The organism is Geodermatophilus sp. SYSU D00867 (genome assembly GCF_054050315.1).
Genome location: NZ_JBJGZC010000007.1, coordinates 193,977 through 208,186, shown reverse-complemented (window position 1 = coordinate 208,186; position 14,210 = coordinate 193,977). Strand labels below are relative to the sequence as shown.

Genomic DNA, 14,210 nt, shown 5'->3' with positions numbered 1-14,210 from the left:
CCCACCCCCCCCCCCCCCGCCCGCCCGCCCCCCCCCCCGCCCGCGCCCCCCCCCCCCCCCCCCCCCCGGCCCCCCCCCCCCCCCACGGCCTCCGGTCGGCCGGGGCGCGGGTGCTGCACGACGGCGTCAACGTCGTCGTGCACCTGGCCCCGGCGCCGGTCGTGGCGCGGGTGGCGACGCTGACGCCGCTGCTGCGCCCCGACCCGGCCCGCCCGTCCGGCCGGGAGGTCGCGCTGGCCGGCGCCCTGGCCGCGGCCGGCGCCGCCGTCGTCCCGCCGAGCGACCTGCTGCCGCCCGGGCCGCACGTGCACGACGGGCTGACCCTCACCTTCTGGACCCGCGTGGAGGTGCTGCCGCGGACGCCGACCCCGGCCGAGGTGGCCACCGCGCTCGCCGGCCTGCACGAGGTGCTCGCCGGCCTGCCGGTGACCGGGCGCCCGCTGGACACCCCGCTCGACGACCTCGCGGTCTTCAGCGAGCGGGCGGGCGCGTGGGGCGTCGAGCCCGCCGTCCGCGCGCGGACGGCGGAGCAGGTGGAGGTCCTCCGTCCCCGGCTGGGCGGGCGCGTGCAGGTGCTGCACGGCGACGCGCACCCCGGCAACCTGCTGGCCACCCCCGACGGCTGGCGGTGGGCCGACCTCGAGGACACCTGCGCCGGGCCGCCGGAGTGGGACCTCGCCTGCCTGCGGCTCACCTCCCGGCTGGACGGGCGGGCCGCACTCGACGCGGCCGGCGGCCCGTCCGACGCCGAGCTCGCGCCGTGGCTGGAGCTGCGCCGGCTGCACGCGCGGGCGTGGACGAGCGTCGTCCGCGCGGGTCACACGAGCGGCAGCGCGGGCTCCCGGTAGGTGGTGCCGGCCAGCGACGGCGGCAGCACGTCGGGGTCGAGCACCACGGAGAACAGCGCGCGCGGGTCCTGCAGCGTCGCGGGCGGGCGGGCCGCCGCGCGCGGGACCACGTGGTCCCAGCGGGCCGGGCGGCGGTGCGGCAGCAGCTCGCGCCCCTCGAACAGGTAGTCGCCGAGCACCTCGCCGACCAGCAGGCCGGCGCCGTGCTCGATCGGCAGCGCCACCGGGTCGCCGGGGCGGATCTCGTCGAGGAAGGTCGACAGCTGGCGCAGGTCCTTGCTCGGCCGGCGCCCGGAGATCTCCTTGGCCAGTGCGCGCAGCTCGGCCGGCGACAGGCCCGTGGCGTCGACGTCGATCCCCGACTGGGTGCCCAGCCCCACGACGCCCGCGGCCAGGCACGCGCCCAGCTCGTTGTGCGCCCGCGGCCGCACGACCCACACCCGGGTGCCCTCGGGCTCGGCCGCCGGCGGGACGTCGTCGGGACCGGGCCAGACGTAGGGCAGGTCGTCGGGCTCGTCGCCGAACAGCGGGGCGAACCGCGGCCGGTAGAAGTCCGGCTCCTTGGCGAGCAGGTTCGACCGGTGGGACAGGTGCAGCGCCTCGTCGCCGACCCAGGAGGGCAGCATCCCGGCGCGGGCGAGCTCGTCCTGCGTGGCGCCCTCGACGTCGGGGGCGAACTCGGCGATCAGCGTGTGCGTGCTGTCGGCGAACCCGCGCTCGCGCCAGACCCGCACCATCGCCAGGCCGTAGACGACCAGCGCCGCCGTCCGCCCGCGCCACATGTGCACGACCGGGTGCGAGGACCAGCCGTAGTCGGGCAGCTCCAGGGCGCGCAGCACCTGCAGCGTCTCGACCCGCTGCTTGCCCAGGCGCGGTGAGTCCAGCAGCCGCGCGCTCTCCTCGAAGTCGGCCACCGGCAGGAAGGTCTGCATCGCGGCGGTTCCTGCCCGGTCGGGCGCGCGGTCAACCGCCGAGCGCCTCCAGCGCCGCCTCCCAGCGGGCGCGGCGGGCGTCGCCGTCCTGCTCCCACCAGGCGGGACCGCGCTCTCCCAGCCCGGTCTTGGCCAGCTGCACCCGGTCCCGGGCGGCCCGGACGGCGGCCGGGTCCGGGGCCGTGCGCACCGCCGCGCGCGCCGCACCCAGGTGGGACAGCAGCCGGGCGCGGACGTCGTCGGGCAGGGACGGGTCCGCCTTCCGCCACCGTCGCCCGTCGACGACGACCCAGCGGCCGTCGTCGGTGTGCTCGACCTCGCGGCGGGTCACGCGCCGCAGCGGCGGGCGAGCTCCGGCAGCACCTCGCCGAGCGGCGCGTCCACCTTCACGTCGACCTTGGCGTCGCCGCGCGTGGGGCCGAGGTTGACCACCGCCACCGGGATGCCGAGCTCGGCGGCGCGCAGCACGAACCGGTAGCCGCTCATGACGGTCAGCGAGGAGCCGAGGACGAGCAGGCCGGCGGACTCCTCGAGCATCCGGAAGCAGGTGTCCACCCGGTCGCGGGGGACGGTCTCGCCGAAGAACACGACGTCGGGCTTGAGCGGCCCGTCGCCGCACGCGGTGCACCCGACCATCACGAAACCGTCGAGCACCTCGTCGGGCAGCTCGGCGTCGCCGTCGGGGTTGACCTCGTCCGCGCGCGGGCCGAAGGCCGGGTTGGCGGCCCGCAGCCGGCGGTGCAGCTCGTCCCGCCGGGCGACGTCCCCGCAGGCCAGGCACACCGTCCGGTCCAGTCCGCCGTGCAGCTCGACGACGTCGCGGGCGCCGGCGGCCTGGTGCAGCCCGTCGACGTTCTGCGTGACGACGCCGGCGAGCAGGCCGGCGCGCTGCAGCCGGGCGACGGCGGAGTGCCCGGCGTTGGGGCGGGCGGCGGCCATCTGCGGCCAGCCGACGTAGCTGCGCGCCCAGTAGCGGTGCCGCCCGCGGGGGTCGCGGCGGAAGGTCTGCCACGTCATCGGCGTGTGCCGGCGCAGGGAGCCGGTGGCGCCGCGGTAGTCGGGGATGCCGGAGTCGGTGGACAGGCCGGCGCCGGAGAGGACGAGGACGTCGCCGTCGGCAACCAGGCCGGCCAGCTCGTCGAGGCCGTCCGCGGTCTGGACGGCGGGGAGGGCGGCGGTCACCGGCCCATCGTCCTCCGTGGCCGCACGCCGCGCCGCCGTCGTCAGGTGAGCCGGCCCTCCAGGCGGCCGAGCAGGTCGTCGTACACCCGGCGCAGGCCCCTGGGGGCGAAGGTCCGCTCGAAGAAGCCGCCGATGCCGCCCGCGCCGGTCCAGGTGGTGCGCACCCGCACGGTGCTGCTGCCGGAGTCCGCCGGGGTGACCGTCCACGTGGTGACCATCGAGGAGCGGGTGTCGCGCTCGACGAGGGTGCCGTCGGGCTCGGTGACCTCGACGTCCTGCTCGCGCACCCGCTTCGACGTCGCGGCGAACCGCCAGTGCACCCGCGTGCCGGAGCCCTGGCCGCCGGCCTCGACGCGGTAGTCGCTGAACTGCTCGGGCAGCACCTCGCGCCGGGTGCCGGTGTAGTCGGCGAGGGCCGCCCGGACCCGCTCGGCGGGGGCGTTGACGACGCGTTCGGCGGTGGCCACGACCTGTCCCATGCCCGCCATCCTGCCCGCGTTCGCACCGGCCGCGCCGCGGGGGCTCAGCCGGCGGAGTCCTCGGCGTCCAGGTAGGAGCAGCGGAACCGGGCGCCGGCCATCGCCTCGGTGAAGCGGGCCTCCCAAGCGGGGTCGTCGGCCGGGAAGGCGGCGAACACGCGGTCCTCGAGCACGACCGGCACCCCGTCGGGGCCCGGGTACGAGCGGCGCAGCAGCACCCGCGTCCGCCCGTCGACCTCGTCGTGCGCCGGTGCCCACCGGGCCCGCGGCGGAGCGGCCCGCCGTCCCGCCGTCCAGACGCCGAGGCCGGAGAGCAGCAGGGCGACGAGCACCAGCAGCAGCACCATCTCGACCACTGCGAGCAACACGCACAGACGGTAGACACCGGGGACGCTCCGCGGGCCCCTCCCGGGCGTCCCGGTAGCCTCGGTTCCGCACACCCCGGTCGGCGCTGCGCCGACGAGCCCCCGTAGCTCAGGGGATAGAGCATCGGTTTCCTAAACCGTGTGTCGCAGGTTCGAATCCTGCCGGGGGCACCAGCATCACTGCAGGTCAGGGGCGTGCGGCCTAGCGGGCCAGGGGGACGACAACGTCCTGGGGGCACAGAGGGGGCACAACAGTCCGAGAACGGGCCTCGTCGAGGCGGTCCGCGACCGCGTCGAGGGCGTCGTCGAACAGGTGCGAGTAGCGGTCCAGCGTCATGGCCGCGCTGGCGTGGCCGAGCATCGACTGCACCGCCTTGACGTTGGCGCCCGAGGCGATGGCCAGGCTCGCGGCCGTGTGCCGCAGCTCGTGCGGGACCAGGCTGGCCAGGCCCACCGCCGTCGCCGCACGGTCGAAGCAGCGGCGTCGGAAGTTGCTCACCCGCAGCACGTCGCCCTGGGGCGACGTGAAGAGCAGGTCACCCGGCGCCTTGCCGGCCATCAGCTCACCGATACGGGCCTGCAGGAAGCGCGGCACCGCCACCCACCGGTCGGCGTGCGTCTTGGGCGGGCCGAAGATCGCCCGCCCATCGACCTCGCTCATGGCCTCGGCAATGTGGACCCGCCGGGCGCCCGGGGCCACACGGCCCACGCGGATGCCCGCCAGCTCCCCCCAGCGGATGCCGGTGTAGGCCAGCATCAGCACGACAACGCCCTCGTCCCCGCACGCCTCGGCGAGCTGGGCCACCTGCTCGTGCGAGAGGTAGCGCTTGTGCACCCGGGGCAGTCGGGGCAGCTCGACCCCCGACGCGGGGTTGGACGGCAGCCGCCGGCCCTTGACCGCCTCGTCGAGCATCGAGGTCAGCAGGTGGTACGCCTGCCGCGTGGTCGAGGGTGACACCGTCGCGGCCATGTCGGACACCCAGGCCGTGACGTCCTCGTAGGTGATCCGGTCGAGACGGACGTCGGCCCACCGGGGCAACACCCGGTTGACCAGCAGGGACCGGTAGGAGGCCAACGTCTTGGGCTTCAGCCGCGTGCGGCCGGCCATCCACTGCTCGGCGTACACCCCCACCGTGACCCGGGAGCGGGACGGGTCGACGTACCCGCCGGTGAGCAGGCTGGACTCGATCGATGTCAGGTACCGGTCCCCGTCGGACTTCTTCTTGAACGTCCTCTTCCGCTGCCGACCGTCAGGCTCGCGCCACCGGGCCTCGTAGGTGACCAGATCCGGCTTACCTTCTCGGGCTCTGACGCGGCGATAGACCTTGGCCATCTCGCTCATCTCCATCCGGGTGATGCCCACGCTGGTGGTGTAGCGGGAGCCGAGCCGAGTCCGCGATGCAGGACCGGCTGAGCTGCCGGCCCCGGGGACTACACAGACCAGCACCGCACCGAAGGGCTGGGCTCCAGGAAGGCCGGGAGGACGACTGAGCGCCCCAAGGCCTCGGTGACGAGCATCTTGGTCAACGCGCCGACTACGCACAAGTGGGCGAGGTCACGCCAGTTCGCGACGGTGAGGTTGCCGCTGAGAGCACATGCCTTTCCGCCGACATCGGAAAGAATCTGGAGCCCTTGAGGCACTCCTCCGGTAGTCCTACATATGCGGACGGGAGTCGACCCCTCAGTGTTTTGCAGTGCGTTTGCGCCCACGCCGCGACAGAGGCGCTTGTCCGCGTTGACCTGCACTGACGCGCCATGGGGCCATTCAGAGGACCACGCAGCACTGCACCGAGAATCTGAGATGTGATCTTGTGACTGGAGTGACTGGAGACGTGAGCAGTCGACACGGGACCCTCTGACCCTCGGTGTAGGCGAATGGCTCACTTACGTTGAGGCCTGTCGCCACTCGGCGCGACGACATCGCCATTTAGGAGAGACAATGAACGGCACCCTGCTGACGGTCGAAGAGGTTGCGAACTACCTCGGCGTGCCCAAGGCGACGATCTACTCGTGGGCCAGCCGAGGGCTCGGCCCCCGCCGCCACAAGGTGGGCAGGTACGTCCGCTACCGAGCAGCAGACATCGACGCCTGGGTCGAGGCCCAGGCTGTCCCTGCAGGTTCCTGAGGACGATGACCATCAACACGATCGACACGCCATGGACGGCATGGCGGGACGAGGTCAACGCCCGCTCGGTAGATGAGGTGCGCCGCGACTACGCGGACACCTCCCGCTTCCTCGTAGAGGGGTTGATCCACGCCACCACCACGATGGTGTACGGCCTCTCAGAGGTCGGGAAGAGCTGGCTCATGGTCGACCTCGTATCGGCCATGACAACTGGCCACCGGTGGCTCGGCCAGCGGATTGAAGGTGGCGTTCGTCCCAGCCTCGTCCTGGCCGCGGATGCGGGCGGGATACGGGAGTACGCCGACCGCCTCGGCGAGGGTCTAGGAGACATGGTCCTGCTCGGCTCACCACCGGGGCCTGACGTCCCCCGATGGCAGGCACTCGCCGCCGGAGTTGCGGCTGACGACATCGGGCTCGTGATCGTCGACAACCTGTACGCCTGGGCTGGCGCCGTGGACACCAACTCCAACGCCGAGGTCGCTCGCCCGCTTGCGTGCCTGGGGGCCATAGCCGACGCGGGAGTGGCGGTTGTGCTCGTGCACCACACCAACAGCGGGGGCGGGAAGCCGGCGGGGGTTCACTCGATCCCAGCCTTCTTCCGGCACTCCCTCCATGTAATTCGGGACGGCGTCCGGAGTCACGGGAACGACGCCCCGATGACCGAGTACTGGGTGGCCCGCGAGGGCGGCCGAGTCATGGACGGCGGCATGGGGCGACGGACGGCGACTTCAACACCGGCGGAAGCCGATACACCGGCCGGCCGGCCGAACGTACGGGCGCGCCACCTCACGGCGGTCGACGTACTGGCCCAGGCTCCTCCGGGGCTCAGGGACCGCGCGTACGGCCGCTACCTCCGAGATCACATGAACGACGTCTCCTCCGAGGACGCCGGCGTCGGTCTCATCAAGACGCTTCGGAGGAAGGGGCTCTGGCCGCCCGCATCAACCACCTCGGTCCCATCGGGTGGGTGACACCCGGGTCGACCAACGTGGGTGGGTGGGTTGGTTCCCCCCTATAACCCCCCTCCATCCACTACTAGTGACTCACCCATGGACCCCGCCCCTCTAGGGCGGGCGTCCTCCTGACTACCTCAGCCTCGGCTCAGGCAACGACGCCTCGGCCACGACTTATGTCTATGTCGCGGCCTCCTCGGCCGCGTCTTCACTTTGGGCCAGGGCATCGACTCGCCCTGGCCGTCCCAGGAGGCGGCACGCAGAGCCGCTGCCCCTACCACCTCTGGTCGAGGCAAGGCGCAAAGCGCCGTCTCACAGAGCGCGGAGACGAAGAGCCTCCGCGTCAACCACCAACCACCAACTCCGCCAGCACGGACTGGCGGTGTAGGTGCCCCCTTCCGTCTAGCCAGGGAGCACCGGGAAGACGTAGATGAACAGCAACGCGTTGAGGTACTTCAACTACTCGGAGCTGGATGGCGGCGAGTTTCGCCCACACCAGGCCGAGGGCATCGAGTTCATGGTCATGACGAGAAAGACAATGTGCGGGGATCCGGTCGGAGCTGGAAAGACCGTGCAGGCTGCCGGTCTGATCGCGCACCTGGTCGAAGATGGCGTAGTCACCACCTCCCTGCCGGTCCTCTGGCTCACCGAGGGCAACGCCTTGGCCGAGCAGACGGCCCGAGAACTCAGCCGATTCCTGCCAGACCTCTTGGTCTGCAACCTAGCCGGCGATCCGGCCCTAGCCTCACGAAGCGAGTCGAGGCGCCGAGCGGCGATAAGCCAGCCCGCTCACATTAAGATCATGACCTTTCCGCAGTGGCAGACGCGCGGCCACCTTTGGTCCGAGCCTACGGCAGTAGTCATTCTGGATGAGGTCTCCGCGATCAAGGGCGGCGGGTCTAGGCACGCCGCAGTGCTGGCGACCACCGAGACGGCCGACCGAGTGCATGCATTCACCGCCACCGTCTACGAGAACGACCCGGTCGAGGTCTGGACCATGTACAGGCTGCTCGGTCTACCGGCCCTGCCCGCCAGACATGCCTTCGACCTGGAGTTCGTCGAATGGCGGCAGTACGACGACCGCAGGACTGCACACGCATGGTCGAGCAGAGCTGCGGCACGCCGCTTCCGAAAGCTCATTGCAGACCACTATCTCTGTCGCGACCGCTGCGTCGACGACTTCCGTCGTCCTGAGTACATCCGCCACGACATCTGGGTGCCGCTGCGCGCGGACCAAGACCGCGCCATGGCCTCAGCCGACCGACTCGCCCCCCTGCGCCGGCTACAGCGCCAGGAGCAGGTCATCACTGGGAAGCGGCTCGGCGCCAGCAGTCGGGCCCTCGAAGCCGCTCAGCTAGTCGCCGGCCTGGTCGCTCAGGACCCGACCACCAAGGTGCTCGTCGTCGCCGAGAGCCTGGATGAACTAGACGCCATCGCGAACCAGTTCATGGGCTTGGGCATCGGTCACGCCAACCTACGCGGCGACACGGCGAAGGACAGCCGCCCCCGAATTGTCGAAGACTTTAAGGCCGACCCGACCGTCGGCGTCTTGCTCGGGTCGCGCGTAGTCGAGCGCGGCCTGAACCTGCAATTCTGCCGCCACCTGGTGTCGGTTGGCTTGCCCGACAACCCGGCTCGCCTCGACCAGGCCGTTGGGCGGGTCATCCGCTACGGCTCCCCGTTCCCGCGAGTGGACCACTGGCTTGTATTGAACGACCACGAGTGCGACCGGAAGGCCATCTCTCGGCTCACGCGAAAGGAGGCACAAGCAGCGTTGTTGCGCAGCTAGACTGCCGAGGCAGCCCATGACGCCCGGCGCCACCTCGGATGGGGTGGCTGGGGCGCACCAATATGCGACCGTGCGAGGAGGGGCCGGCGAACAGTTCGACAGCGCACCCAGAGGGCATTAGCCGCCGGGTGGCTGTCGGAAAATGCCGAGAGCCACCAGACCGGGTGATCGACGTCCCGACGACATGGTCCGATAGGAGCCACACCGAGTCCTCAATGTTCGCCTCGAGCAAGGGCCTTAATGAAGAGCAACCCACAGAACGGGTTGCAGTGTCCGCGTCGAGACGCGTAGCGGGCCAGCCGTCGACGCCCCTAAATGAAGGACAGAGGCGAAGGCCGGGCATGCCTCCGAGAACACCTCTAGCGCAAGACCTCTTCCACACTGGGCGCGGAACGTCGCAAATGAAGGACAACCCAGAGAGGGCTGAGAGCGAGTCTCACCGACTCGGCTGGCATCGCTACCCCTTGCATGCCTGAATGAAGAGCAGCCCAACGGTTACAGTTCGCAACCTATCACGCCAACTCCGCCTAGCCACCATAGGACGCTTCAATGATGCGGAATCTCGCCTCAGGAAAGCGCCGAGTGGGCTCAATGAAAGGGCGGCTCACAAGAGCGGCCCACTAGCTCGCGGGGGTATCGATACGGCGGTGTACGGCCCTAAATGAAGGCAGTCCAGGATGAACTGCAAGTTGGGGTCGTCGGCGGCCAATGCATCCTAATCACCGGACCTCAATGAAGGGTCACATCCTCGGTCGGACCGGAGACGCGACGCCCAAGGACACCTGGCGCCGGAGGTGCAGGCAGCCCAGAAGGTGAGTAGGGATTTCTGCTAGGGGCAATTGGCACAGGCGCCAAACTCCCTCAATGAAGGTAGCCCTAAACGGGCTACGGGCGATCCACCGGCGCTTGGTCGCGCCACCTTCAATCGTCTCGCCTCAATGAGACGCCTCGATCAGGAGGCGAATGCGAGCGCAGCACAACAACCATGTGCACGCAGCCGTCCCTCAATGAAGGGCACCCTCTGGAGGGTGCAGAACTCCGCAACCACATCGACATGCTCGACTGAATCAAGCCTGAATGAATCGAGACTTCAGAACCAAGCGCTGTCTGCATGCGCAAGGAGGGTGGCCTCAAATGATCGGTAGACGATAGGCAGGCAGAGAAGGTCCACGCCCGGACGCATGCCTCAAAGAAGAGCGCTCCCAAGAAGGGGAGTCGCAGATAAACAATGGGCTGGCGGTGCTCACTCCGGCCGAACCTCGATGAAGGGCGCACCTGAAACGACTGCACGTAACGCACGCGTCGATACCACCCGCACGGCCCTCGGGCCCTCAATGAAGAGCAGTCTGACATATGACCGCAAAGTGAGATCGCCAAGGAGCCAGTCCCAGCCCGCGGACTCGCCTGAATGAAGAGCAGCCCTATAGGGAGCTGCGCGGATCGCCATCGTCGCTGAGCAGTGGGACAGTCGACCCTCAATGAAGAGAAGTGACCGAGAGGGTTCCTTGGCGCTACTGTCGACCCGATAGTTAGACCACTCGAATAAACGAATGGCAACCCGCACAGGGGTGACGGAGGAGCCGATACTCCCCCCTCCGCCCACTCCCGCGATCGAGGGGGAATGGAGATCGCCGCCGTCACGACTGGCTTCTTCCGAGCCGAACGACGCGGCCGGGCAGGACCCGCCGTTCGGGAGCGTTTCCTGAACCGAAGACCTCCACCGGGAAAAGTACGAGGGCACGAGCGCCGCGCTCGAGTAGCCATGCTTCGTCACGCCTCCCCTCAGCTGAGTCGCCGCTGCTAGACAGGGCCGCACGACCCCTACCGATTAAGGCACCGCTGGCCAGCACCGCTCTAAGCCGGGCAACCGTCCAGCGACCGGTCCACAGGGGCACGGCGACGTAATCACCCTTACGCCCATCGCCTGCCCGTCCGTTCGTCAGCGGGGTTAGGTAAGCCGCGGTCAGGCTTGCTGTGTGGACCTGGTGTGCCACAGGGATCGTCGACAAACCCCACATCGCCACCCAGGCCAACGCGTTGTCCGTGGGGCCAGGCGGCCGCAAGTTCCCGGCGCTGCGGCTGCCAGCCTCCTCCTTGCCGGCCTCATCGGCTCGCATTGCACCGGTCAGACCGGCCTCGACCTCGGCGACGGAGCGGGCTGCGACAGCAGCCGCGAGCTTGCGCAGCAATGTGCCGACAAACTCGCTGCCCTGGTTACGCGGCTGCAACTCTAGTCGGCTGGCACCATCGTCCTGTCGGGGCTTTCCACGGTGTTGGTGCCACCAAGACGCTTCCCCAAGGGCGGCGAGTAGGCGCAGGTCGAGGGCAGAACCCTGTTCGGTCAGACGAGCGAGCTGCTCGTCACGGGCGGCCTGCATAGCCTTCCATGCCGCCCCATCTGGCACCGCCTTGATCCGCGGACTGAATAGGGCCCTGGTCTGGTCGTGCGGCTGCGCGGCCTGCATCCAATGGCTCCGGTCGATGGACTGCAGAGCTCGCTGTCGTACAGCTGCGGCGAGCTCGGCAGGGGCAATACCATCAACGACGGCGACAGGCGACAGGCCGCCCGTCCATCCCAACCTGATGCCTTGGCGCACTGTCATTGCTATCGCACCCGCTCCCCACAGCACCGCGTGCGTGAAAAGCGCATCATGGCCACTCCAAGCCAGCAACGTCCGATCTTCTGCAGTCATGAGCCCACCGCGCTCACCCGACCGTCGGCCGCCCGAAGAAGTGCTTCAAGGTAGGCCATGGTCCAGACGCCGAGCTGCTCGTCGGTGTCCTCCACGAGGTGCTCCCACTCGCCATCATCAAACAACCGCTGGGCATCGGCGGCTAGCTGCCGGTGGTCGGACTCATCGAGCAGTGTCGCTGCGCCGTGCGGAAATCCGCCCCGGCCATGTCCGTGAGTGGTGCCTACGAGCCGAGCGACCAGCCTCCGGGCAGGCTCGGGTACTTCTCGCCAGGCGTTGAGCACAGAGCGCTGTTCGTGCCGCCACCCGGGTGGGAGACCGGCCGCTGACTGCGCGGTGGCATCGCTTGAAAGGCCGCGAGTGGCGCTCTTCGCCAACAGGGGCCCGTTATCGCAGCGGCCGAGTACGGCTTGAAATCGCCGGTCTGCCTTGCCGTCGTCGTGGTGGTGCCCGGCCAACCTGAGCACCCCGATCGACTCCTCGTCGAGGCCTAAGCCGTGCGCCAACTGCGCAGCGGCCTTGGCGACGGCCTCGGCGTGCTGGTCCAAGGGAACGGGGTCGTCGTTGGGCGTCCACGTCTGGCGTACGTCTTCATCGACGGTCGTTCGACGGAGGTCGGTCAGGACGAGCAGGGTGGGCTCGTCGTCGTCGGAGAACACGCGCAGTGCTGCGTCCTGGACCCGGCCGCGGCGCAGCAGAGTGACGGCGGCGTTCCTCATGGCCACCGATACAGCGCGCTGCTCCGGAGGCTGGCGATGGTCGGGTGATGTGCTGGCGAGGATGTCGGCCAGTGCACGGCGTTGGTCCCTGGACCAGCGCCCGGCCGTCCCGGCCGGCCCTTCTTGCAGAACCGTCCGGGCTGGGCGGGGGAGGTGGCCGATGCCGGGTGCCGCCTCGGGTGGCGTTCCGGTAGCGGTCCGATCCGAAGAGTTCGAAGAGCCGAACGATCCCCACCGCAGCACAACGGCGCCGGGGCGGACCGGCTCGAGTCGGCCGTCGGCGGTGGCAGGCACGTGCTCCAGGACGTCCGCGGCGGGTTCCCGCGACTCCCCGGCCACCACGACCCCCTCGACGTGAACTGGCGCGTCGGCGTCCACCACGAGGATGTCGCCGGCTCGCAGGTCGTCGTCGCTCTCGCGCAGGATGGCGACCTCGTCACCGCGCTTGCGAAGCAATAGACCAGGAGCTGCGTGCAGGTCCGATAGAAGTGACCGCAGTGTGCCGATCCCGACCGGAAAGACCTCGTGCGCCCTCGGTGGGAGGAGACGTAGTAAGTCGAGAGCCAGCGCTGGGTCGCTGGGCATGCCGGCTCGGCAGACCAGCCCGGCGTCGCGGTCGGCGGCCAGGTCGTCCGCCAGCCACAGGTCCAAGTCGGGCCGGGCGAAGGGTTCCACGCTCGTCCGCGCCCAGGTCCAAGCGTCGGCCAGCTCCAGACGGCGGAGGAGCAGGCGGGGTAGTCGCTGTCCAGGAGGTGGGTCGGCGCGTAGCGACCACGGTGCCAACCCCTCGGGATTTTCGGCGAGCCGCCCGAGCCAGGAGAACGCGTCGGAGAGGTCCCCGGGCGTGTAGGGCTCGGTCCCTCCCTCGCGGATCTTGCCCGAGGCGGGGACAGCCACGACCACCCGCGTTGCGCTTCGGTTGCCCCTGCGGTTCACCCTGCCACTGCGCTGAGCGAGGGCGGCCCCCGGTGCGAGCTCGGTGACCAGCGCGGACAGGTCCAGGTCAAGGCCGACCTCGACCGTCTGCGTGGCGACCAGCACGTCCACGTCGGTGTTGCCATGTGCGCTAAGCAGCCCTGGCCGTCGACGGCGCAGATAGTCGAGGTCCGCCGGTCGCATTCGCCCGACCAGCAGCTCGACGGTTAGGCCGGCGGATCGGAGTAACCGGGCAATCGTGGTCGCGGTGGCCACCCGGTTCACAACGCACCCCACCGTGGGGCCAAAGTCCGCCCGGGCCTGGCGTACTTCGTCCACCAGTAGTTCCAGGGCCGGACTCGACGACGGAAGGGGCCAGTCACCGAGGGGGAGCAGCTTGATCGGCTTCGGGGTGCGCAGGCGACGGTCGAGGACCGCATCTGCCAGGTCGGCATCCTCGACCCCGATCTCACGGCCGATCCCGGGCTGGGGCGTCGCGGTCGTCTCGACGACTTGGAGTACCGGCACACGGTCTGTCATGGGTGACTCAGGCTGGCTCACTAGCTCTGCGACGCGACGCGCCGTCGCCATAAATTGACGCGAGAGGTGTGCCTCGTCGACGACCAGTGCGGTGTCGAAGGCCAGCAGCCCGGCCTCGCGAGGCCATGCTCGCCACGACGAGCCATAGCCCTGCAGCAGCAGTCGGCTCCCGATCATGTCGGGCGTGCCTGTGAGGACGCTGCACATCTCCGGCAAGTCGCGCCAGCCTCGAGGCGGCGGCGCGCCTCCCCGAAGGCGGGCGGTGACCAGCGGCGCGGCGTCGAGAGGGACGCCGACCGTGACCGGCAGTTCCAGTCGGAAGCTGGCCAGGGCATCAGCTACGTCGCGAAGTAGCCCCTCCCGGGCATCGGCCAACTGTGCCGCCATCTGCCGCGCGTGGTCGTGGTGGCTATCCACCACCGATCGCCGGTCGACGACCAGGACAAGTCGACGAGGAATCCGCGGGCCTCGCCCGGCTGCTGCAAGGGCGTTCGCGAAGACATGGACATCGACGACGGCCGTCTTGCCCGCACTGGTTGGTGCCACGATGCGGTCCGGCCAACGCCCATCGGAGAGCAGGAGGTCCAGCAGACGCTCCTGCCATGCGAACGGACGCTGGCCTGGCCGGACTGCGGCGAAGAAGTCACCGAAGTCAGATCGCACGACCATC

11 protein-coding genes and 1 tRNA gene are annotated in these 14,210 nt (G+C 69.9%); 5 read left to right on the top strand and 7 right to left on the bottom strand.

Features of this window, described 5'->3' with window-relative positions; genetic code table 11:
* Window positions 1-110: 110 nt before the first annotated feature.
* Complete coding sequence (locus ACI8AK_RS08950; protein ID WP_456955908.1) at window positions 111-848, top strand: phosphotransferase family protein; 738 nt, start codon at window positions 111-113, stop codon at window positions 846-848.
* Here the strand turns inward: ACI8AK_RS08950 and ACI8AK_RS08945 are convergent.
* From ACI8AK_RS08945 to ACI8AK_RS08925, 5 genes are read right to left on the bottom strand one after another with little or no spacing between them, the layout of a single operon-like run.
* Window positions 818-1,780: an MSMEG_6728 family protein gene (locus ACI8AK_RS08945; protein ID WP_456901669.1), complete on the bottom strand. Its 963-nt coding sequence runs from the start codon at window positions 1,778-1,780 to the stop codon at window positions 818-820. The two genes, ACI8AK_RS08950 and ACI8AK_RS08945, sit on opposite strands and share 31 nt — an antisense overlap.
* A gap of 31 nt (window positions 1,781-1,811) precedes the next feature.
* Window positions 1,812-2,111: a biopolymer transporter Tol gene (locus tag ACI8AK_RS08940; protein WP_387987970.1), complete on the bottom strand. Its 300-nt coding sequence runs from the start codon at window positions 2,109-2,111 to the stop codon at window positions 1,812-1,814.
* On the bottom strand, window positions 2,108-2,962 hold the full coding sequence (locus tag ACI8AK_RS08935) for an NAD-dependent protein deacetylase (RefSeq protein WP_456901670.1): 855 nt from the start codon (window positions 2,960-2,962) through the stop codon (window positions 2,108-2,110). The genes ACI8AK_RS08940 and ACI8AK_RS08935 overlap by 4 nt, the downstream gene beginning before the upstream one ends.
* Before the next feature lie 41 nt (window positions 2,963-3,003).
* Window positions 3,004-3,441, bottom strand: a complete 438-nt coding sequence (locus ACI8AK_RS08930) for an SRPBCC family protein (protein WP_387987972.1) — start codon at window positions 3,439-3,441, stop codon at window positions 3,004-3,006.
* A gap of 44 nt (window positions 3,442-3,485) precedes the next feature.
* Window positions 3,486-3,809 (bottom strand): hypothetical protein, encoded by a 324-nt coding sequence (locus tag ACI8AK_RS08925; protein ID WP_387987973.1) that lies wholly within the window; start codon window positions 3,807-3,809, stop codon window positions 3,486-3,488.
* 95 nt (window positions 3,810-3,904) lie between these two features.
* Between ACI8AK_RS08925 and ACI8AK_RS08920 the strand changes: the two genes are divergently transcribed.
* Window positions 3,905-3,980: transfer RNA gene (locus ACI8AK_RS08920), tRNA-Arg, on the top strand.
* Window positions 3,981-4,008: 28 nt separating this feature from the next.
* On the opposite strand, the gene ACI8AK_RS08915 is transcribed toward ACI8AK_RS08920, so the two are convergent.
* Window positions 4,009-5,169 (bottom strand): tyrosine-type recombinase/integrase, encoded by a 1,161-nt coding sequence (locus ACI8AK_RS08915; protein WP_456955906.1) that lies wholly within the window; start codon window positions 5,167-5,169, stop codon window positions 4,009-4,011.
* A gap of 576 nt (window positions 5,170-5,745) precedes the next feature.
* On the opposite strand from ACI8AK_RS08915, the gene ACI8AK_RS08910 reads away from it, so the two are divergent.
* The 3 genes from ACI8AK_RS08910 (at window position 5,746) to ACI8AK_RS08900 (ending at window position 8,673) form a co-directional block, all read left to right on the top strand.
* Window positions 5,746-5,931, top strand: a complete 186-nt coding sequence (locus tag ACI8AK_RS08910; RefSeq protein WP_456955904.1) for a helix-turn-helix transcriptional regulator — start codon at window positions 5,746-5,748, stop codon at window positions 5,929-5,931.
* Between the two features lie 5 nt (window positions 5,932-5,936).
* Window positions 5,937-6,902, top strand: coding sequence for an AAA family ATPase (locus ACI8AK_RS08905; protein ID WP_456955902.1), 966 nt, complete (start codon window positions 5,937-5,939; stop codon window positions 6,900-6,902).
* A gap of 412 nt (window positions 6,903-7,314) precedes the next feature.
* The gene (locus ACI8AK_RS08900; RefSeq protein ID WP_456955900.1) at window positions 7,315-8,673 is read left to right on the top strand and encodes a helicase-related protein; all 1,359 of its coding nucleotides are present in this window, start codon (window positions 7,315-7,317) and stop codon (window positions 8,671-8,673) included.
* 2,689 nt (window positions 8,674-11,362) lie between these two features.
* Here the strand turns inward: ACI8AK_RS08900 and cas3g are convergent.
* On the bottom strand, window positions 11,363-14,203 hold the full coding sequence (gene cas3g / locus ACI8AK_RS08895) for a type I-G CRISPR-associated helicase/endonuclease Cas3g (protein ID WP_456955898.1): 2,841 nt from the start codon (window positions 14,201-14,203) through the stop codon (window positions 11,363-11,365).
* Window positions 14,204-14,210 lie beyond the last annotated feature (7 nt).

Bases quoted from the DNA above. Each gene is read 5' to 3' on its own strand.
- ACI8AK_RS08945 (WP_456901669.1), bottom strand. From the start codon at position 1,780: ATGCAGACCTTCCTGCCGGTGGCCGACTTCGAGGAGAGCGCGCGGCTG.
- ACI8AK_RS08930 (WP_387987972.1), bottom strand. From the start codon at position 3,441: ATGGGACAGGTCGTGGCCACCGCCGAACGCGTCGTCAACGCCCCCGCC.
- ACI8AK_RS08910 (WP_456955904.1), top strand. From the start codon at position 5,746: ATGAACGGCACCCTGCTGACGGTCGAAGAGGTTGCGAACTACCTCGGC.
- ACI8AK_RS08905 (WP_456955902.1), top strand. From the start codon at position 5,937: ATGACCATCAACACGATCGACACGCCATGGACGGCATGGCGGGACGAG.
- ACI8AK_RS08900 (WP_456955900.1), top strand. From the start codon at position 7,315: ATGAACAGCAACGCGTTGAGGTACTTCAACTACTCGGAGCTGGATGGC.